21 protein-coding genes and 1 pseudogene are annotated in these 18,734 nt (G+C 69.6%); 12 read left to right on the top strand and 10 right to left on the bottom strand.

The genetic code is table 11. The annotated features are described in order from the left end of the window. Positions 1–23: 23 nt before the first annotated feature. Positions 24–893 (top strand): helix-turn-helix transcriptional regulator, encoded by an 870-nt coding sequence (locus ACIP79_RS31410; RefSeq protein ID WP_401228576.1) that lies wholly within the window; start codon positions 24–26, stop codon positions 891–893. A 67-nt stretch (positions 894–960) separates the two neighbouring features. Here the strand turns inward: ACIP79_RS31410 and ACIP79_RS31405 are convergent, their stop codons facing one another. Further along, positions 961–1,515: a TetR/AcrR family transcriptional regulator gene (locus ACIP79_RS31405; RefSeq protein WP_401228574.1), complete on the bottom strand. Its 555-nt coding sequence runs from the start codon at positions 1,513–1,515 to the stop codon at positions 961–963. A gap of 110 nt (positions 1,516–1,625) precedes the next feature. Between ACIP79_RS31405 and ACIP79_RS31400 the strand changes: the two genes are divergently transcribed. Together ACIP79_RS31400 and ACIP79_RS31395 are read left to right on the top strand one after the other, a co-directional pair. Continuing rightward, a complete protein-coding gene (locus tag ACIP79_RS31400; protein ID WP_401228572.1) occupies positions 1,626–2,639 on the top strand; it encodes an NADP-dependent oxidoreductase in 1,014 nt (337 codons plus the stop codon). A gap of 123 nt (positions 2,640–2,762) precedes the next feature. Further along, positions 2,763–3,467, top strand: coding sequence for a Clp protease N-terminal domain-containing protein (locus ACIP79_RS31395; RefSeq protein ID WP_401228570.1), 705 nt, complete (start codon positions 2,763–2,765; stop codon positions 3,465–3,467). A gap of 11 nt (positions 3,468–3,478) precedes the next feature. Here the strand turns inward: ACIP79_RS31395 and ACIP79_RS31390 are convergent, their stop codons facing one another. Then, complete coding sequence (locus tag ACIP79_RS31390) at positions 3,479–4,609, bottom strand: helix-turn-helix transcriptional regulator (protein WP_401228568.1); 1,131 nt, start codon at positions 4,607–4,609, stop codon at positions 3,479–3,481. Between the two features lie 143 nt (positions 4,610–4,752). On the opposite strand from ACIP79_RS31390, the pseudogene ACIP79_RS31385 reads away from it, so the two are divergent. Next, positions 4,753–5,168, top strand: a pseudogene (locus tag ACIP79_RS31385) (VOC family protein). Positions 5,169–5,233: 65 nt separating this feature from the next. Here ACIP79_RS31385 and ACIP79_RS31380 read toward each other — a convergent pair. Next, complete coding sequence (locus tag ACIP79_RS31380; RefSeq protein WP_401228566.1) at positions 5,234–5,779, bottom strand: dihydrofolate reductase family protein; 546 nt, start codon at positions 5,777–5,779, stop codon at positions 5,234–5,236. 29 nt (positions 5,780–5,808) lie between these two features. Then, entirely contained in the window at positions 5,809–6,180 is a 372-nt protein-coding gene (locus ACIP79_RS31375; protein ID WP_383690416.1) for a helix-turn-helix transcriptional regulator, read from the bottom strand. 133 nt (positions 6,181–6,313) lie between these two features. On the opposite strand from ACIP79_RS31375, the gene ACIP79_RS31370 reads away from it, so the two are divergent. Beyond that, entirely contained in the window at positions 6,314–7,108 is a 795-nt protein-coding gene (locus tag ACIP79_RS31370; protein ID WP_401228564.1) for an anti-sigma factor antagonist, read from the top strand. A 93-nt stretch (positions 7,109–7,201) separates the two neighbouring features. Here the strand turns inward: ACIP79_RS31370 and ACIP79_RS31365 are convergent, their stop codons facing one another. The 3 genes from ACIP79_RS31365 to ACIP79_RS31355 all read right to left on the bottom strand — a co-directional run bounded on the left by ACIP79_RS31365 (position 7,202) and on the right by ACIP79_RS31355 (position 11,458). After that, positions 7,202–9,463: an MMPL family transporter gene (locus tag ACIP79_RS31365; protein ID WP_401228562.1), complete on the bottom strand. Its 2,262-nt coding sequence runs from the start codon at positions 9,461–9,463 to the stop codon at positions 7,202–7,204. Between the two features lie 169 nt (positions 9,464–9,632). Further along, positions 9,633–10,316 carry a response regulator gene (locus ACIP79_RS31360; protein ID WP_401228560.1) on the bottom strand — a complete coding sequence of 228 codons (684 nt, stop codon included), beginning with the start codon at positions 10,314–10,316 and terminating at the stop codon, positions 9,633–9,635. After that, complete coding sequence (locus ACIP79_RS31355; protein WP_401228558.1) at positions 10,313–11,458, bottom strand: sensor histidine kinase; 1,146 nt, start codon at positions 11,456–11,458, stop codon at positions 10,313–10,315. The genes ACIP79_RS31360 and ACIP79_RS31355 overlap by 4 nt, the downstream gene beginning before the upstream one ends. A gap of 142 nt (positions 11,459–11,600) precedes the next feature. On the opposite strand from ACIP79_RS31355, the gene ACIP79_RS31350 reads away from it, so the two are divergent. The 3 genes from ACIP79_RS31350 (at position 11,601) to ACIP79_RS31340 (ending at position 13,879) form a co-directional block, all read left to right on the top strand. Further along, positions 11,601–12,206 (top strand): TetR/AcrR family transcriptional regulator, encoded by a 606-nt coding sequence (locus ACIP79_RS31350; protein WP_401228556.1) that lies wholly within the window; start codon positions 11,601–11,603, stop codon positions 12,204–12,206. Between the two features lie 198 nt (positions 12,207–12,404). Beyond that, entirely contained in the window at positions 12,405–13,100 is a 696-nt protein-coding gene (locus ACIP79_RS31345) for a class I SAM-dependent DNA methyltransferase (RefSeq protein WP_401228554.1), read from the top strand. Further along, positions 13,097–13,879 (top strand): thioesterase family protein, encoded by a 783-nt coding sequence (locus ACIP79_RS31340; protein WP_401228552.1) that lies wholly within the window; start codon positions 13,097–13,099, stop codon positions 13,877–13,879. The genes ACIP79_RS31345 and ACIP79_RS31340 overlap by 4 nt, the downstream gene beginning before the upstream one ends. 90 nt (positions 13,880–13,969) lie before the next feature. Here ACIP79_RS31340 and ACIP79_RS31335 read toward each other — a convergent pair whose 3' ends face one another. Further along, entirely contained in the window at positions 13,970–14,893 is a 924-nt protein-coding gene (locus tag ACIP79_RS31335) for an alpha/beta hydrolase family protein (protein WP_401228550.1), read from the bottom strand. Between the two features lie 119 nt (positions 14,894–15,012). Here ACIP79_RS31335 and ACIP79_RS31330 point away from each other — a divergent pair, with 119 nt between their 5' ends. The 3 genes from ACIP79_RS31330 (at position 15,013) to ACIP79_RS31320 (ending at position 16,329) form a co-directional block, all read left to right on the top strand. Next, positions 15,013–15,582 (top strand): TetR/AcrR family transcriptional regulator, encoded by a 570-nt coding sequence (locus ACIP79_RS31330; RefSeq protein WP_401228548.1) that lies wholly within the window; start codon positions 15,013–15,015, stop codon positions 15,580–15,582. A gap of 67 nt (positions 15,583–15,649) precedes the next feature. After that, positions 15,650–15,946: a DUF1778 domain-containing protein gene (locus ACIP79_RS31325; RefSeq protein ID WP_401228546.1), complete on the top strand. Its 297-nt coding sequence runs from the start codon at positions 15,650–15,652 to the stop codon at positions 15,944–15,946. Beyond that, the gene (locus ACIP79_RS31320; RefSeq protein WP_401228544.1) at positions 15,943–16,329 is read left to right on the top strand and encodes a fic family toxin-antitoxin system, toxin component; all 387 of its coding nucleotides are present in this window, start codon (positions 15,943–15,945) and stop codon (positions 16,327–16,329) included. Before ACIP79_RS31325 ends, ACIP79_RS31320 begins: the two co-directional genes overlap by 4 nt. A gap of 31 nt (positions 16,330–16,360) precedes the next feature. Here ACIP79_RS31320 and ACIP79_RS31315 read toward each other — a convergent pair whose 3' ends face one another. Together ACIP79_RS31315 and ACIP79_RS31310 are read right to left on the bottom strand one after the other, a co-directional pair. Beyond that, positions 16,361–17,296 (bottom strand): phytoene/squalene synthase family protein, encoded by a 936-nt coding sequence (locus tag ACIP79_RS31315; RefSeq protein ID WP_401228543.1) that lies wholly within the window; start codon positions 17,294–17,296, stop codon positions 16,361–16,363. Between the two features lie 297 nt (positions 17,297–17,593). Then, entirely contained in the window at positions 17,594–18,247 is a 654-nt protein-coding gene (locus tag ACIP79_RS31310; protein ID WP_401228541.1) for an NADPH-dependent F420 reductase, read from the bottom strand. A gap of 68 nt (positions 18,248–18,315) precedes the next feature. On the opposite strand from ACIP79_RS31310, the gene ACIP79_RS31305 reads away from it, so the two are divergent. Then, positions 18,316–18,732, top strand: a complete 417-nt coding sequence (locus ACIP79_RS31305; RefSeq protein ID WP_401228539.1) for a winged helix-turn-helix transcriptional regulator — start codon at positions 18,316–18,318, stop codon at positions 18,730–18,732. The last annotated feature ends 2 nt before the right edge of the window (positions 18,733–18,734 follow it).

Genomic DNA, 18,734 nt, shown 5'->3' with positions numbered 1-18,734 from the left:
TAAGTCCCGCCGGATGACGAACGATGGGGACCATGGACCATACGTTCGATCGCTCGTCCCTCGGGGCCTTCCTGCGCACCCGGCGCGCGGCGCTGCAACCGGAGGACGTCGGGTTGTACCGCGGACAGCGCCGGCGCGCTCCGGGCCTGCGCCGCGAGGAGGTGGCGGAGCTCTGCACGATGTCCGCCGACTACTTCGCCCGGCTGGAACGCGGCGACGGGCCGCAGCCGTCGGAGCAGATGGTCGCGGCCATCGCCCGCGGCCTGCGGCTGACGCCGGACGAGCGCGATCACCTGTTCCTGCTCGCCGGTTACCGCACCGCGCGCCGAGATCTGCGGCTCCGCTACGTCAGCCCCGGGCTGATGCGGGTCATGGACGGCCTGGCCGGCACCACCGCGCAGGTCATGGGTCCCCTGGGCGAGACGCTGCTCCAGACGCCGTCCGCGGTGGCGCTGCTCGGCCACCAGACCCAGTACACCGGCAACGCCCGCAGCGCGACGTACCGATGGTTCACCGATCCGGCCGCCAGAGAGCGGTACCACCCGGAGGAGTACGACAGGAACAGCCGGACCAACGTCGCGCAGTTGCGCGCGGCCGTGACTCGGGACGGGCCCGGCTCCCCCGCGGCGAACCTGGCGGACATCCTGCTGAGCACCAGCGCCGAGTTCGCCCGTCTGTGGGAGCGTCACGAGGTGGGCCTGCGCTGGAGCGAGACCAAACGGTTCGTCCATCCGCAGGTCGGACGGCTGAACCTCTACTGCCAGCTCCTGCTGGAGCCCGACCAGGGCCAGTCGCTCCTCATATTCACCGCCACCCCGGGCACGGAAAGCCACGACAAGCTCGCCCTGCTCACCGTGCTCGGGACCGACCAGTTCGCCGCCGACACCGAGTGACGGCACCCACTATCTCGGCCACGGGCCCGAGAGGGCGTTCCCCCGGAGACGGTGACGGCGACGGCGCCTACTGGTCCGGTTTCGTCAGGATCGCGCTCACGACCACGTCGAAGAGGTGATCGGCGCGTGGTGCGAGCGAGGGCTGGTCGCTGAGCCACGCGAGCGAGCCGCCCAGGGCGAACAGGTCGGCGCCGTCGATGTCCGTTCGCGCCAGGCCCTCCGCCTGGGCGCGGGCGAGGAGTCGCGCACCGGACGCGCGCATTGTCACGCACGAGGCGTGCAGCGCGGACCCCGCGTCCTCGATGGCGGCCACCATCAACGCCACGACACCGCGGTAGTTGTGCGCGACGGCGACAAAGTCGCGTAGCCACGACACCAGCGCCTCGTCGGGTGAGCTCGCCTCTTCGAGTTCGCCCGCCTTCTCCGTCAGCTCGTCGAAGCTCGTACGGAGCAGGGCCTCGAACAGCGCCTCGCGCGTCGGGAAGTGCCGGATCAGCGTGGCGAGTCCCACGTCGGCCTTGCGCGCGATGTCGCGCAGCGACGCGTCGACACCCTGCTCGGTGATGACGGCGCCCGCGACAGCGAGCAGGTGGTCGCGGTTCTTCCTGGCGTCGGCCCGCATGTGCCCCTCTTGACTATCCGGATCACTGATCCATATATTCGGTTCAGTGATCCGGATAACCGGATCGCTGATCCGATCAGCGTATCCCCCACCAGGGGCAGGAGAAAACGATGCCGACACACACCATGAGGGCGATCCGGCTGCACGAGCACGGCGGCCCCGAGGTTCTGCGTTACGAGGAGGTGCCGATTCCCGAGCCGAGGCCGGGCGAGGTGCTCGTTCGCGTGCACGCGGCCGGCCTCAATCCCCCGGATTGGTACCTGCGCGACGGGATGGCCAACCTGCCTCCGGAGACGCGGCCGAGGTTCGAACTGCCGGTGATTCCGGGGACGGACGTGTCGGGTGTCGTCGAGGCCGTCGCGGCGGATGTGGAGGACTTCTCCGTCGGTGACGAAGTGTTCGGCCTCCTCCGCTTTCCCAGCTTCGAGGGCAGCGCCTACGCCGAGTACGTGGCCGCACGTGCGTCGGACCTCGCGCTCAAGCCGGCCGGGATCGACCACGTGCACGCCGCCGGGGCGCCCATGGCCGGGCTGACGGCATGGCAGTTCCTGATCGAACTCGGGCACGATCACCCCTCGCCCTTCCAGGCGGCGAGGCATCGCCCGGTGCCGCTCGACGCCGACACGACAGTGCTCGTCAACGGCGCCGCCGGTGGCGTGGGACACCTCGCGCTGCAACTGGCGAAATGGAAGGGTGCGCATGTCATCGCAGTGGCCTCGGGCGCGCACGAGTCGTTCCTGCGCGAACTCGGCGCCGACCGGTTCATCGACTACACCAAGGCCCGCCCCGAGGAACTCGTACACGACGTCGACCTCGTCCTCGACGCCGTCGGCGGTCCGGACAGCAGGCGCCTCCTGAGTACGCTCAAGCGCGGCGGCTCCCAGTTCCCCGTGTTCTTCGGCGAATTCGACGAGGAGGAGACCGCGAAACTGGGCGTCACGGTCACCGGCACCCAGGTCCGCTCGAACGGCGCGCAACTCGCCGAACTGGGAAGCCTGTTGGACGCCGGCACGGTTCGCGTCGCGGTGGACAGCACGTTTCCGCTCGCGGATGCCCGAGCCGCGCACGAACGCGCCGGCCAAGGCCACATCCAGGGCAAGATCGTGCTCACGGTCGGTCGCTGACCGTTCCGGAGTGGACCATCGCATGAACGAAACCACATGAAACCGCATGAAATCGCGGGGCGAACCCGAGGCAATCGTCAATTAGAAGTTGACGGCCCTCCATCGTCAACCTACGATTGACGCATGAGTCCACTCGACATCAGCCTCGCCGACCTGATCGCGCGTCTCGACGAGGAACTCCCCGCGGCCGACGAACTGGCCCGCATCAGCGAGGCGCGACTGCGCGCCCAGACCCTGTCGGACCTCGGTGACCAGCTCATCGACCACTACGTCAGCAAGGCGAAGCAGACCGGCGCGTCATGGACGGAGATCGGCGACGCCATCGGGGTGTCCAAACAGGCCGCCCAGCAACGCCACGCACCCGGCCCTTTCGAGCGGTACACCAATCTGAACCGGCACAGCATCGTGCTGGCGCAGGAGGCCGCCCGGACGTACAGGCATGACTCCATCGGCACCGAACACCTCCTGCTCGGCCTGCTCGGCGAACCGCAGGGCCTGGCGTACGAGCTGCTGCTCGCGAAATCCGAGTCGGAACGACGTGTCCGCGACGCGATCGAGGCAGCGATGCCACCGGCCGGGGAGAAGGCACTGCGGGGTCACATCCCGTTCCGGCCGGAGAGCAAGGAGGCCATCGAGCAGGCTCGCGGCGCGGCTGCCGGCCTCGGCCACGACTGGGTCGGCACGGAACACACCCTGCTGGGCCTGATCCGCGCCGGGGACAGCCCGGCCGCGCGGATCCTCCGCGACCTGGGCTTCACGTGGGACGAGCTGCGCGAGACGGTCAGGACCGAGATCGCCGAACGGTCCGCCGCGCGCGAGAAGGAGTAGCGAAACGCGTCTCACCCGCGGCTGTCGCGGGCGGCCTCTGACGCAGGGGTGTCCCGCTGAGGGTCGGTGACCTGATCCTGCGGAGCGCCTGGGTCGACAGCGGCGTGCTCGTCCAGGCGGCGGGCCAGCGCGCGCACGAGGTCGCGCAGGGCGGCGGGGTGTTCGATGACGAACGGGCGGTCGAGGGCGGCGAGTACGGGAGGGATCCAGTCCAGCCGTTCGGCCCGGATCCGGACCTGGATCCACCCGGTGTCCTCGTCGGCCGCCGCGGAGTCGCCCGCACCGCCGGACCGGGGCTCGGCGGTGTCGGCCGGGCCGGCCTCGCCCGGTGCGGTCGTGGGCGGGATCGCGGACAGGGTGGCGATCCCGGCCGGAAGGTGCGTGCGAAGGTGCTGGGCGCTGTCACGGATCCGCAGCGACACATCATGGGTCCAGGGTGTGTGCGCGAGGCTGTCCAGCACGGTGGCCGCCGGGTCGAAGTCGGCAGGGACGGTGAACGAGCCGGACTGCACCGACAGGGCGGTGATCCGGTCCAGCCGGAAGGTGTGCACCTCACTGCCGGAAGGGTCGGCGCCGGTCAGGTACCAGCGTCCGGAGTGCGCCACGAGGCCGTAGGGCAGAACGGTGCGGTCGCTGCGGCGGTCCTTTCTGTCGGTGTAGCTGATCACCACCGGCCGCTGTTGCCGTGCGGCTTCCGCGAGTTCGAGCAACACCTCGGTTTCCGGGGCGACGCCTGGGCGGGGCGAGGTGGTGAAGTCCGCCGTTTCCAGCAGAGCGTCCAGCCGTCGCCCCAGCGCCTTGGGCAGCACCCGCAGCAGTTTCGCCGTGGCACTCTCGCTCGCGGCGACGTACGTGGTGACCAGCCCGGCCCTGCGGCCGGTCAGGAGACCGAGCAGTACGGCCAGGGCCTCTTCGTCGGTGAGCATCAGCGGGGGCATCCGGTAGCCAGGAGCGAGCCGGTAGCCGCCGTAGCGGCCTCGCATCGAATCGACGGGCACGCCGAGCTCAAGCAGGTGTCCGGCGTATCGCCGGACCGTGCGTTCGTCGACATCGAGACGAGCCGCCAGGTCGGGGACGGTGCGGATGCCGCCCCCTTGGAGGATCTCCAGCAGAGCGAGCACGCGGGCGGTCGATGTGGTCACCCCGGAAAGTCTGCCGCACATACCGGGCGGAACCTGTCCGGTATGGGTCCTAGCGTTGCGGACAGCCCCACCGTCCGAGCCCTCCAGCCGAACCCCACCGTCCGAGCCCCACCATCCGATCCCGGCACAGACAGGAAACCGTCATGAACTTCGTCTCGATCCGTGTGATCACCGACGACGTCGCCCGCCTCGTCGAGTTCTACGAACAGGTCACCGGCGTCACGGCGACGTGGTCGACTCCCGACTTCGCCGAACTCGTGACGCGGTCGTGCACGCTGGCGATCGCCGGCAGCCGCACCGTGGCACTGTTCGGCACCGGCTCCGCCCGACCGGCCGCCAATCACTCGGTGATCACCGAGTTCCGCGTCGCCGACGTCGACGCGGAGTACAGCGCCTGCTGCCTCTCGGCTGCGAGTTCGTCCAGAAGCCGACGACGATGCCGTGGGGCAACCGCTCCCTCCTCTTCCGGGACCCCGACGGCAATCTGATCAACTTCTTCACGCCGGTCACCTCCGAGGCAGTACAGAGGCAGGACCGCCAGGGCGGCATGGTGCGGTGACCGTTGGTCCCGGTTCGAGCGCGACGGCTCACGGACCCGGTGGGTCAACCGCTCCCCGGACGCGCCTACTTCGGCACGCGGAAGCGGAGCATCGTTACGGCGCCGGACTGGGTGTTGCTGAAGGGTTCCAGGTCGATCCTGTCGAGGGTCGGCGGTGTGAAGCGGACACCGTCGCCGAGCAGTACCGGTAGGACGTACACCAGGATCTCGTCGACGAGCCCGCGCCGCAGGCACTGGGCGGCCACGTCGGCACCGAGGATCTCCAGGTTCTTGCCGCCCGCGGCGCTGCGTGCCGTGGCGACGGCTTCCTCGATGTCACAGGTGAGGAAGACGACGCCGGGGTCCGGCTCGGCAGGAGGCTCGTGGGTGAGGACGAACTGTGCGCCCCCTTCGTACGCGGTCTCCTGGGCGGTCATACCCCTGGCGACCTCGTACGTGCCCCGGCCGACGAGCATGGCGCCCGTGGCCTCCATGACCTCCGGGACCACGTCCGGAGTCAGGTACTCGCCGATCCAGCCCATCGCGTGGCCAGGGCCGGCGATGAAGCCGTCCAGCGACATCGCCCTGTTCACGACGACCTTGCCCGTGCCGTCGCCCACGTCGTCACTCATGCGTCTTCTCCAAGCGCCTCGGCCACTCGTCACACGTCGGCTTCCGGATCGGCCGCGGGGCCGCCTGCCGACTGCAACTTACGCTTGTCCTCGCCGTGTTCGACATCGTGCTGGGCAAGAAGCGACAACAACTCCGCCACCGTCAGCCTCTGGTCGGCGGGGTGACGCAGGATGGTCCCGTCCTCGATGTGGTACGCGTTGGACCGCCCTTGCCGTGTGTGGGTGAGATACCCACCCTCCTCAAGATCCGAGACGATCTTCTGGACGGCACGTTCGGTGAGCCTGCAACGCGCCGCGATGTCGCGAATGCGGGTGGTGGGATCCTCCGCGATGGCCGTCAGTACACGGGCGTGGTTGGTGAGGAAGGTCCAGCCACTGTGTGATTCCGGTGCTCCGCGCATGCCGTCAGGATAGGACATGTGATTCACGTATTCAAAAGGGTGAACTTCATTTCATGTATCTCTTGACGTACGTGGGTCTTCGGACCGACGCTGTTCGCGGCAGAGAAACACGGATGCCCATGGAGTGACCGTCATGCCAGAACGCGCGCTTCCGACGCAGCACCCGATGGGGGGCGGCGCCCCCACGGCGCCTGTCCGTCCGTCCACCGGTCACGAGAGGCCCCGGCTGGAGATCGAAACACGCCCTGCGGGCGACCGTACGCTCGTCGTGCTGACCGGTGCGATCGACCTGGTCACGCAGCAGGCTCTGCGGGACGGGTTGCAGGCGGCCCTGGCCCGCTCGGCACGAGGGATCGATCTCGATCTGAGCGGAGTCGACTTCTGCGACTGTTCCGGACTCAACGTGCTGCTGTTCCTGCGGCAACGCGCGCTCGCCGAGGACAAGACCGTCGCCATCCAGGCGGTCTGCGCCGCGGTGCACCGGCTCTTCTCCGTCACCGGCACCCTGCCCCTGTTCACCATGGACGACGAAACCGAGGACGCCGAACGGATCACCGGCGCGCACCCGGACACGGAACGGCCATCCGGCGGGAACATCGAGTCAGTCGAATCACTCGGCGAAGCGAACGAGGATCTGCGGATCGAACTGGTCCAGCTCCGGCGCGCCCTGCGGACGCGGCCTGTCATCGACCTCGCGCGCGGGGTGCTCATGGCGTCCTTCCGCCTGAGCGCCGACGATGCCTGGAAGGTTCTGGTGACCGTCTCGCAGAACACCAACACCAAGCTTCGGCAGGTGGCCGAAGACCTGGTCGGCGCCGTCACGGGCGACGCGCTCTCCGAGCAGTTCCGACTGGAGGTCGCCGAAACGGTCACCAGGCTCCGGACAGCTCCCGCGCCAACGCCGGTTGCCTGCGACCGGAAGGAGTGAGGCGGCTCGGTCGAACGCCCCGGCGGGCCGGGTACGCCTCACACATGGGCCGGGCTGCCCCCGGGGTCCGGGGACAGCCCGACCAGGAAGCAACTACGCCTGGGGGGAACCGGCGAGTTGTTCCTGCTTGTCATGCGGCTGAAGGAGTTCTTCGTGCTCCAGAGCCGCACCCTCGGTGTCGACGTCGGGAAGTATCCGGTCGAGCCAACGGGGCATCCACCAGCCGGCTTCGCCGAGGAGTTGCAGAGCGGCGGGCACCAGGACCATGCGGACCACGAGTGCGTCGACCAGGACTCCGACGGTCAGCGCCAGTCCGATCGACGCCACCATCGGGTCACCGCCGCTGAAGGCGAAGCCCGCGAACACCGCCGCCATGATGGAGGCCGCGGCCACGACGACGGGAGAGGCCTGCCCGAAGCCCTGGAGCACCGCCGCCCGGGTGTGCAGTCCCTTCTTGTGGGCCTCGTGTATGCGGGAGACGAGGAACACCTGGTAGTCCATGGCGAGTCCGAACAGGACGCCGACCACGATGAGCGGCATCAGGCTGGCCAGCGGCCGGGCCTCGTCGAGGCCGACCAGGCTGCCTGCCCAGCCCCACTGGAAGACCGCCACCGTCACCCCGAGGCCCGCGGCGAACGACATCAGGAATCCGACGGTGGCCAGCAACGGAACCGCGAGGGAACGGAACACCAGGGTGAGCAGGAGCAGCGAGAGGCCGACCACGCAGATCAGATAGGTGATGAGGCCGGTGGAGAGCTGCTTGTTGACGTCGACGTCCACCGCTGTCTGTCCGGTGACGGAGACCCGCGCCCCCTTCACGTCGTTCATCGCCGTGCGCATGGAGGACACCAGGTCGCTGGTACGGGCGTCCGCCGGGCCGTGTTCGGGGGTGACCGCCACGAAGGCGACGTCCGCGTTCTCGGCGGGCTGGACGGGGCTGACGTCGACCACACCGTCCACCGCGCTGATCTTCTCCGTCGCGCCGGCCGCGGTGTCCGCCGCGTCCGCACCCTCGAAGAGCACGATCAGAGGGTTCTGTTCGCCGGCACCGAACGCGTCGCTCACGGTGGTGTACGCGGCACGCTGGGAGCTGGCCGGGTCGGAGCCGCCCGGAGGGTCGAGTTCGGTCTTGAGCGAGAGGGCCGGCAGAGCGAGCAGGACGACGGCGACCGTGGCACCGAGGATGGTGAGGACGGGCCGGTTGACGACCAGCAGGGCCCAACGGCCCAGCAGGCGCGGCCGGGACGGCGCGTCGAGATGGGCCTCGGATGCCGAGGCGGTCGCTGCCGCACTCGCTGTCGCACCCGAGGCAGCACTGTCGGCGGCCTGGCGTTCCCTGCGCGGCAGCGCCTTGCGGCCCAGGGTCTTCAGCACGGCAGGGACGACGGTGAGCGACGCCGCGACCGCCACGATCACGGCGAACGCCGCGCCCATCCCCATCTCGGTGATGAACGCGATCTGTACGATCGACAGCCCCGCCAGGGCGATGACGACGGTGGTTCCGGCCACGACCACGGAGGTCCCGGCGGTGCCGGAGGCACGTGCCACCGCGGAGTCGACGTCGGCTCCGCGGCGGAGTTCGTCGCGGAACCGCGAGAGGATCAGCAGGGCGTAGTCGATGCCGACCGCCAGGCCCAGCATCAGCGCGAGGATCAGCGTGGTGGACTGGATGCCTTCGCCGGTCGAGGACCAGGCGAGAACGCCCACGATGCCGACCACGACACCGCCCAGAGCGGTCAGCATGTTCGCGCCGGCCGCGGCCAGCGAACCGAAGGTCAGCAACAGCACGACGAAGGCGACCACGACACCGACGGCTTCGGTGACACTGGCGATCTCGGGCGGCCCGTCGTCGAGGGCTCCACCGAGCTCGACCGTGTATCCCCCGCTCGTCAGGTCCGTCGCGGCCTCGCGGACATCGGCTTCGACAACGGCCTGATCGGCCTCCAGGTCGACCAGGAGCGTCGAGACGGCGACCGAGCCGTCCTCCGACACGAAGGGACGGCTCTCGTCGTAGGGATCCGAGGCCGACAGGACGTCAGGGATGTCGGCGGCGCGCGACACGAGGGCCGTGACCTGCTCCCTGCCGACCGGATCCGCGAACGAGGTGCCGTCGGGCGCCTCCACGACCAGCATCAGTTCGCCGGACTCGGGGCCCGCCGCCGCGGGGAACGCCTTGTCCATCGTGGCCAGCGCGGTGGTCGACTCGGCACCAGCGATGCTGAACTCGGCGTCGGAGAACTTCGCTCCGCTGATCGTCAGAACCGTGAAGACCACGGTCAACACGATCCACGCGCCGGCGACGACGAGGCGGTGGCCGGCGCTGAAGGCACCGACCCTGGACAGCAATCGAGACATGAAGAACTCCTGCGGGAAGGCAGTACGGGGGCCGCTGGTGCGGACCCGATGCCTTACCTTCCGGCGCGGGGTGCCTCCTGGGCGTCGCGCATCCGCGGTAGGGGCGTACCGCATCCGTCGTAATTACCGGCCGGTGGATCAGCCGGTGGATCACCCACGGCCGCAGGGGTCAGTCGTCGAGCAGGCCCGCACGGATCGCGGCGACGACGAGCTGCGCCCGGTCCCGGACCTGCATCTTGCTCATGGCCCGGTTGACGTGGGTCTTCGCCGTCAGCGGTGATATGAACAGCCGCTCCGCGATGGCGTCGTTGCCCAGGCCCTGGGCGACCAGGGTCGCGACCTCCCGTTCCCGGGAGGTCAGGGACGCGGCCCTGCGCAGGTCCTCCGGGGAGGCCACCTGGTGCGGCCATTGCCGGCGCGCCGTGTCGGCGAGATGCCCGACGACGGTGTCGGTCGCGTCGGCGGACAAAGAGGTACCCCCGGCGGCGACCCGTCTGACCGCCCGGGTCAGTTCCTCGTGGTCCGCCGACTTCCCGAGGAAGCCGTTGGCCCCGGCCTGGAGGGCGGCGAGCACGTTCTGGTCGGTGTCGAAGGTGGTCAGCACCAGGATGCCGATGTCCGCGGTGGTGGCGTCGTCGCGCAGTTGGAGGATCGCCCCCACTCCGTCGAGCACCGGCATCCGAAGGTCCATCAGGATGACGTCGGGCGCCAGGGCCCGCGCCATGTCGACGGCTCGACGTCCGTCGCCCGCCTCCCCGACGACGTCGACGCCCTCACCGGTCTCCAACAGGGCACGTATCCCTGAGCGGATCATCATCTGGTCGTCGACGATGAGCACGCGCACGACGCTCATACGGGCGTCTCCTTCGAGGTTCGGGGCGCGGTCGCCGGGAGCTGGGCGGTCACCAGGAACCCGTCCGTGTCCGGCCCTGCGAAAAAGGTGCCACCCAGCAGATGGACCCGTTCTTCCATGCCCACCAGGCCAAGACCGCTCCCGGCGGACGTCGTCTCGCGCGGCACCCACGCGTTGCGGACCGACAGCGTGACGTAGCCGTTGACGGGGGCGGCGACGACCACCGTGGCGGCGCCGTCGCCGTACCGTTGCGCGTTGGTCAGCGACTCCTGGAGGAGACGCTGGGCGGCGGTACGGGCGACCGGCGCGAGCGCGAGCAGGTGGTCCAGTCCGTCGGTCTCGATACTCAGTCCGATGCCCTCGAAGCTCAGCAGCAGGTCGTCGATCATGGCGGCATCGACCGGGGTGGAGGGGACGGGTTCGGATTCCGAGGCGCGCAGCACGCTGAGGACGACTCCCAGTTCCTCCATCACCGACTGGGTCGCGGCCAGGACGTCGTCGAGTGCGCGCTCGGTGACCTGCGGCGAGCGTGCGAGGTTCGCTCTGGCGACGTTGGTGTGGACACTGACGACCGCGAGGTGATGGGCGACGCTGTCGTGGAGTTCACGGGCGATCCGCAGTCGTTCCTCCGCGACGTGCCGGGCGACCTCCTCCCGTCTGCGCTCGGCCTCCTGGCGGCGCCGCCCCACCTCGGCGATCACGTAACGCCGCTGGGCCTGCACCCACTGGCCCACCCCGACCGTCGCGGCCGCGAGGGCGACAAGTCCGAACGCCCCGCCGCTGCCGGTGCCCCACAACGGGACGTACGTGGCGAACATGACGCTCCCCGAGACGACCGCACCGGCGGTGACCGCGTCGAAGCGGGGGCGGCGCAGCGCGAACAGGAACAGCAGTCCCCCGGCGACGGCCCAGGTGCCCCAGGGTGCGGGGTCGCGCAGCTCCAGCCCGGCCAGCAGCGCGGCGACGACGACTGCGAGGTTCGATGCCCGCACGGCGAGTCCCGCGCCCACCGCGCCAAGGCCGAGGATGGCCCACAGCGTCGCGGAACCGGCATGGTCGCCGACCACCGCGGACACGCCGCCCACGGCCAACGCCACCACCACCGTGAGCATGCCCGCGAACGCCCATCGATCCGAACGCACCACTGATCACTCCGTGTTCATGCTCAGATGACAGACGGCAGGCGGAGGAGGCGGGTCGAGAGCCGACGGTCGCCAGCTTCGCCGAACATTATGGCACGCTGTTCTATAGAAATGTGATCGACCGGCAGGAGGCGCGGGACAGATGGGTGCCAGCGGAGAGTCGGCGCCCAGGCGCCGCACGGCGAGTGATCAGGTTCAGGCGGCCCTCCTCGAAGCGGCACAGAGCGTGCTCGACCGCGAAGAGCTGGCCAACGTCACCGTTCGGGCCGTCGCTCGTGAGGCCGACGTCGCACCCATGGGCGTGTACAACCGGTTCGGCAGCAAGGAAGGGCTCCTCCTCGCCCTGGCGGTTCGAGCCCTCGAAGACCTCTGGAACGCGGTCGCGGTCGATCCGTCGCTGGACCCCGAAGTGCGGTTCCGCCAGGCATGCGTGGCATACCGGCGGTTCGCCCTGGCGCACCCCCAGCGGTACGCGCTCGTCTTCGGAGGCGGCGGACCGGTCGCCCTCACGGGCTCCGAGGCGTCGGTGCACGGCCATGCCGCGTTCGAGGTCCTGATCGAACTCGTCGAAGGCCTCGTCGGTCGCGACTCCCTCAAGCGGTTCGCCAACTCGGGCGAGGCCGCGCAGTTGGTCTGGACGGCCATTCACGGTGCGGTCCACCTGGAACTGGGAGGGATCGGGCAGGTGTCCGGCCCGCACGACAGCTATGGACAGCTGGTCGATCTGCTCATCCGCGGGCTGCGCTAGAGCTGGAACGTACGAACCCGCGCGGGGAAGATCCTCAAGCGCGAGCTGACGTTGACCGCGTCTCCGGTCCGATCGGCGCCGTCGCGCGGGCCGACCGTTCGGGTCCTCGCCCTCAGAGCCCCGGATCCGCTATCGCCCGGCGGATGTTCGAGGGGGCGGTAGCAGGACCCGGCCGCCCAGGCCCTACCCTCGTCCCCCGTGACCGATCTCCCCTCGCACCTCCGCGTGACCTCAGAGGCCTACGACGGCGTCGCCGTTCTCTACGCGGATCTCGTCCGTGACTCGCTCGCCGCTCTTCCGCTGGACCGTTCGGTTCTCGCCGCGTTCGCCGACCTGACACGAGCCGCCGGCGCCGGACCCGTCGCCGAGCTGGGGTGTGGTCCCGGATATGTGACGGCGCACCTGCGAGACCTGGAACTGGACGTCTTCGGCGTCGACCTCTCACCGGTGATGATCGGTCTTGCCCGGGAGGCACACCCCGACCTGCGGTTCGAGGTCGGTTCGATGGACGCGCTGGACCTGGCCGACGGCGAGTTGGGCGGCATCGTGTCCTGGTACTCGGTCATCCACACTCCACCGCACGAAATCCCGTCGTACTTCGCCGAGTTCCGCCGCGTTCTGGCCCCGGGCGGCATCCTCGCCCTCGCCTTCTTCGAGGCCGAGGGCGGTCCGGTGACGCCGTTCGACCACAAGGTGACCACGGCCTACCGATGGCCCGTCGACGACCTCGCACGGCTCGCCCGCGAGGCCGGGTTCGTGGAGGTCGGCCGGATGCTACGTGAACCCCTCGCGGAAGAACGGTTCCGCCGCGGCCACCTGCTGATGCGGGCTCAGGAACAGTCCGAGAGCCCTGAAATCCGAGTCCGGGAGTCCGAGAGGAAGTACGCCCCGTGAACACCGGCAGCTACTACGAGCCCATCGACGAAGACCGCTACAAGCCGACCGTTCACGCGGGCGGCGCATGGGACATCGACGAGCTGCACTTCAGCCCACTCGGCGGACTCATCGTCCACGCCATCGAGCGCCGTCTGGCCGCGCGCCCGGAGAACGGCCTGGTCATGTCCAGGATCAGCTTCGACATCCTCGGACGCCTCGCCCTCGACGAGTGCGAGGTCCGGGTCGAGACCATCCGGCCCGGCCGCACCATCGAACTGATCGAAGCCGTGGCCCTCGTCTCGGACCGCCCCGTCGTACGTGCCCGAGCCTGGCTCCTCGCCTCCTCGGACACCTCCGCGGTCGCCGGAGGTGCCGCCGACCGGCTCACGCCGCCCGAGACACTCGCCCCCTGGCCGCTGAGTTCCGTCTGGCCCGGCGGCTACATCGCCTCCCTCGACGTACGTCCGGTCACGACGCCCCAACCGGGCCGTACGACCGCGTGGATCTCGACCGACCTCGACCTGGTAGCGGGCGAGCAGGTCAGCCCTCTCGCGTCCTACGTCGCACTCGTCGACACCGCCAACGGCATCGCCGTACGCCAGCCGCCCACCGCCTGGATGTTCCCCAACGTCGACCTGACCATCCACCTCCACCGCCGGCCCGAAGGCCGCTGGACCGGGCTCGACACCACTGTCGTCTTCGGCCCGACAGGCCAGGGCGTCACCAGCACCGTCCTGCACGACGTCACCGGACCCATCGGCCACGCCCAACAGATCCTCACCGTCCGACCCTCGTAGGACACACCGGCCCACCGACGTCTCATGTCACGGCACGTCCTGTACGAGGGGACGGCGAGCCGGCGATGAGCCATCGCCGGCTGGCTGGATTCACTTGCTGGAAAGGCTCCACGCGCCGTCGGCGGCGGCCCCAGCGCCGAGGTCCGTCCACTCGGTGCCACTCAGTTCGAGGGCGTCGAGGAGATAGGCGGCGATCGCGTCGGCGACGAGGGCGACGCGGGCGGGGGATTCGTCGGTGGTCTCGGTGACCAGTTCACCAGCGAGGCCGCCGAGGGTGTGCTCGCCCTCGGAGATGGCGAGCAGGCTCTTCGGGGACGGGCTGAGGTGGTAGGCGTCCGTGAACCACTCCGGCCCTCGGGTGGAGAGCTGGGACTGGTCCTTGCCGCCCGCGATGATCAGGGCCGGGGTGGTCATGGTGGAGTAGTCCGGCCTCATGAACGGAAGATGTTCGGCGGCGAACGGGGTGAGAGTGTCGCCGGTTCCGGTCGCGGCGATCAGCGCGCCTGCCGAGACCGCGGGGTGGGTGAAGTCCTCGCCGGGCACGCCGTCGGCGTCGAGCACACGCGCCGCGAGGAGCGCGCCGACGGTCTGGGCGCCCCAGGAGTGGCCGACGACCGCGACGCGCTCCCGGTCGACGCGCGCCGGCAGGCCGCCGCCGGCCTGGACGAGGATGTCGTCGAGGCCGTCGAGGACCGCATGCAGGTCGGAGATCCGGACGCGCCAGATGGTGGCGAAGCGCGGGTCGTCCCACCCGATGCCGTTGCGGCGGGAGTCCAGGTGGGTGGGCTGCACGACGACGAATCCGGCTGCGGCCCACCGGTCGACGAGAGGCGCGTATCCGTCCAGGGACCATGCGTTGCCGTGCGAGAACACGATCACCGGCAGGTTCTCCCCCGACAGAGGGGCGGTGACCTTCACCTGAAGGTCGGGGCTGCGTCCCGGCGCGGGAACGGTGATGGGCTTGACCGCGACGATCCGCTGGTCGGGGTTGCGGGGAGGCTTGGATGCGGACACGGAGGCAGAGGCGGACATGGAGGACCTGCGCTTTCTCATGAGATCGCTCTGCCATAATTTGGCGGAGCGCCGTTCCGCCAACTTAGCGGAACATTGTTCCGCGAGCAAAGGGAGCCCCAGTGCCGGAAGTGACCGGAGTACGCCAAGCCCAGGCGCAACGCACCCGCAGCGGCGTGCTGGCGGCCGCGGCGGCGGTCTTCGTGGATCAGGGCGTCCAGGCCCCCATCCGCGACATCGCCGAACGGGCCGGCGTCGGCGTCGGCACGATCTATCGGAACTTCCCGACCCGGGCGGACCTGGTCACCGCCGTCTACCGGCACCAGATCGACACCTGCGCCGCACTCGCGCCCCGGCTCCTGGAGGAGTCGCCCTCACCGTTCACCGCACTGAACCGCTGGGTGGACGCGTTCGTGGAGTTCCTGGTGACCAAGCACGGTCTCGGCGCCGCTCTGGGCTCGGAGGATCCGGGGCTGGAGAATCTCCACATCCTCATGCTCGACACCCTGGTCCCGGCCTGCGCGACGCTGCTCGACGCCTGCACCGCAGCCGGCGAAATCAGCCCCGACATCGCCGCCTACACGCTCATGCGTGCCATCGGGAACCTCTGCATCACCGGCCCCGACTATGACCAGGCCGACGCCCAGCACATGGTCACCCTGCTCCTGGCGGGCTGCCGCCCCAGGACATAGCGACAGCCCCGGCTCACCTCCTCCTAAGACCGGTTCGCGGACTGGTACCGCTGGTACCGTAGGGGTCATGTCCGAACCCAAGGCGATGAACCTGCGCTTCTCCGACCCCCAGAAGCGGGCCGCCATCGCGGCGGCGGCGAAGCAGGAGGGGGTCAGCATGCAGGAGTACATCCTCTCGGCCGCGTACGACCGCGCGACGGCGGTCGAGCAGCGGTTCCTGGACGGCTTCAGGACGTCGATGGCCCGCAGTGGCGCGGCCTTCGCGGCCGAGCCGAGCGCCGCGGACCTCAGTGCCGAGGACCGTACGGCCGAGGAGCAGGCACGTCAGGACGTCGATCGTCAGGAGCGGGGCCACGCCGCGTGACGCATCCGGAACCGCTCCACCCGCTCGACGTCACGTTCCTGCTGCACGCGGCCGAGCTGCTCGACGGTGATCCCCAGGTCGATGACCTCGGGCCGCTCTACGCCGCCGTCGCCCGGGTCAACGCCCGGGCCATGGAGCGTGACATCTACGGGTCCGTGCACCTCAGGGCTGCCGCGTTGCTGCAGACCCTGGCGAGACTTCCCTGTCTGGAGCACTCGAACGAGGCGTTCGCCTGGCACGCGACCGAGGCCTATCTCGCCCTCAACGACCACCGGATCGAGTACCCACCCAAGATGGCCGTCGCCCTCGTACGAGACGCCGCCTCCGGGACGACCGGCATCGGCCGGACCGCCCGCCAACTGCGCGACTGGACCGTGGCCTGACTCCGCGGCACGGGACGCCCGCTCCGCGGAGCTACTCCGGTCGGCGTTGTTGGTTTCGTGCGGCGCGGTACTCGCGGGCCAGGACGCGCAAGGTGGCCGGGACGGACGGTCGGGCCCCCGTTCTGATGATGGTGCCGCCCCTGCGCCTTACGTCGTCCAGGCGGAGTTCCTGAACACTGATCAGGGCACGCAGGAATGGTCTGTTCTCCGCGTCAACGAGGTCCGGCAGTGAGCGGCACTGTGCGAATGCGGCTTCCGCGAGGGCGACTTGTGAACTGACCAGGTGTGCGGCCTCGGTACGTGACTCCGGTCCGCCGCGCAGGTCATCCAACTTCAGTCCGTGGCGGGACAGTTCGTTGTCCGGAATGCCGATCCTGCCCTGCTCGATGTCCTCGGGCAGGTCCGCGAGGAAGTCCGTTCGCTGCCAGGCCTCGATCAGGCTCCGGCAACCTCGTTGGAATGCCTCGTCCTGACCGGCCTTGGAGGGCGGGGCGATCAGTGCGGCGGTGAGCATCAGGGCGGGCAGCGAGTAGTCGTCGATGTAGTCCTGGAAGTCGGCCTCGGTGTCGAACCCGTTCCAGTTGGCCTCGGTGGGCGCTCCGTCGAGGAAAGCACGTATCCGCGACCGGAGTTGTGGATGGCGGCGTGCGGCGTCGGCGAGTGCTCTGAGCGTGGGCTGAGGCGAGACGTGGTCACCCTCCAGGGCTGCCGTGACATCACGGTTCCAGGAACGCAAGGCCTCCTGGCGAGTAAGTGGGTCGCCTGCGTCGATCCGTTCGTCGGTCTCGTGCATGAACGCGACCGCCGCGATGACTGCCGGGTGCAGGCGTGCGGGGAGCAACAGCCGGGTGGCCACGTACTCTTCGCGCGCGAATCGCCTGACGAGTCTGCGCCGGGTGTCGTAGTCCCGGCGCAGATGTGCGTCATCGACACCGGCCTGGTCCAGGGCGGCGGACCATTTGGTCACGGTTCTCCTTGCGGCGGTGGCGCGTGTGCGTACGTATGCGCGTACGGGTGCGGGTGGAGGTTCACGTACGTGTGCGGGTGCGGGTGCGTGACTGCTGTCCGACTGTTCGGCGGGTGCGTAAAGGATCAGTCTGAACCCGCAACGTGCGCAAGTGGATCGGCGCGCCGCGGCACCGGCCTCCAGGTCACGACGGCACAAGGGCCGGTTGGCGAACGGCATCGCTCGCCAACCGGCCCTGGGAGAGACCGCGGGGAGAAAGAACCCCGGCCCGAGTCTCCGGTTCGTGCGGGAAGCGGGTCAGTTCGCCGCCGTCGGTGAAGGGACGCGTGGGACCGCCGAGTTGGGGTCGAAGCCCGCGAAGGCCAGCCCGATGACGAATCCCGCGGCCTCCTCCAACTGCCGGGCCCGGTCCATGCCGCCGATCACCGCAGGTGTCCCCCCGACATCGCGTACCAGGGCGCTGACCACCTCCAGGGCCGCCCGGTCGTCACCGCACATCGCCACTGTCACCGGGTCCGTGTCACCGGCGGGCGGACTCGTCCACTGCGCGGCGGGAAAGAGATGGAACGCCTTCACGACACGAGCGCCCGGAGCAAGTCCCGCGATGCACCCCGCCATTGACTCGCTCTCTCCGGTGAGCAGAACACCCACACCGTGCGCGACGGCGTTCGTGGGATCGATCAACGGCGTCCCCTCCAGCGTGCCGCCGGACGCCCCTGCCAGGGCCAGCATGTCACCGACGCCGTCCCACGACACGGCCAGCAGTACCGCGTCACGTCCGGCGGCCGCCTCCCGCGGGGTGACGGCGAGCACTTCGTGCCCCAGCCGCTCAGCGAGCTTCTCGGCGTTGGCCTGCGAACGCCCGCCGATCGCCACCTCGTGCCCCGCTCGTGCCCAGCCCTCACCCAGGGCCGCCGCCAACGTTCCCGTTCCCAGGATACCGATGCGCATCGTCGCCGCCTCTCAAGCCGCAGTCAGATTCAGGCAGCCACGGTAAGGAAGTCGTCACGCACCAACAGGTGCGTGCCGTGTGCGCGATGATGGGCGTCGAGATGACCGACCACGAGACCCACTGCTACGAACTGGTCGCCGACTGCCGACTCCGCGCGGCCACCGACCTGTTCACCCATACCTGGGACCCCGTCGTGCTCGCCGCCCTGCGGACCGGACCCCGCCGCCGTCACGCCCTGCGTACCGCCATCGGCGTCATCAGCGACAAAGTCCTCACCGACACCCTCCACCGCCTGCACGCCAAGGGCCTGATAGACCGTCACGTACTCGCCCAGGCACCGCCCCGTGTCGAGTACAGCCTCACCAGCCTGGGACAGAGCCTCGTCGACGGCCCCATGACAGAGCTCGGGCGCTGGGCCGTGGAGCACGGCGACGAACTCCTCGACGCTCAGGAACGCTCCGTACAGGCCCCACCGTCAGCCTGAAC

The organism is Streptomyces sp. NPDC088747, assembly GCF_044751025.1.
GTDB lineage: Bacteria > Actinomycetota > Actinomycetes > Streptomycetales > Streptomycetaceae > Streptomyces.
This window is presented reverse-complemented; position numbering and strand designations above follow the sequence as displayed.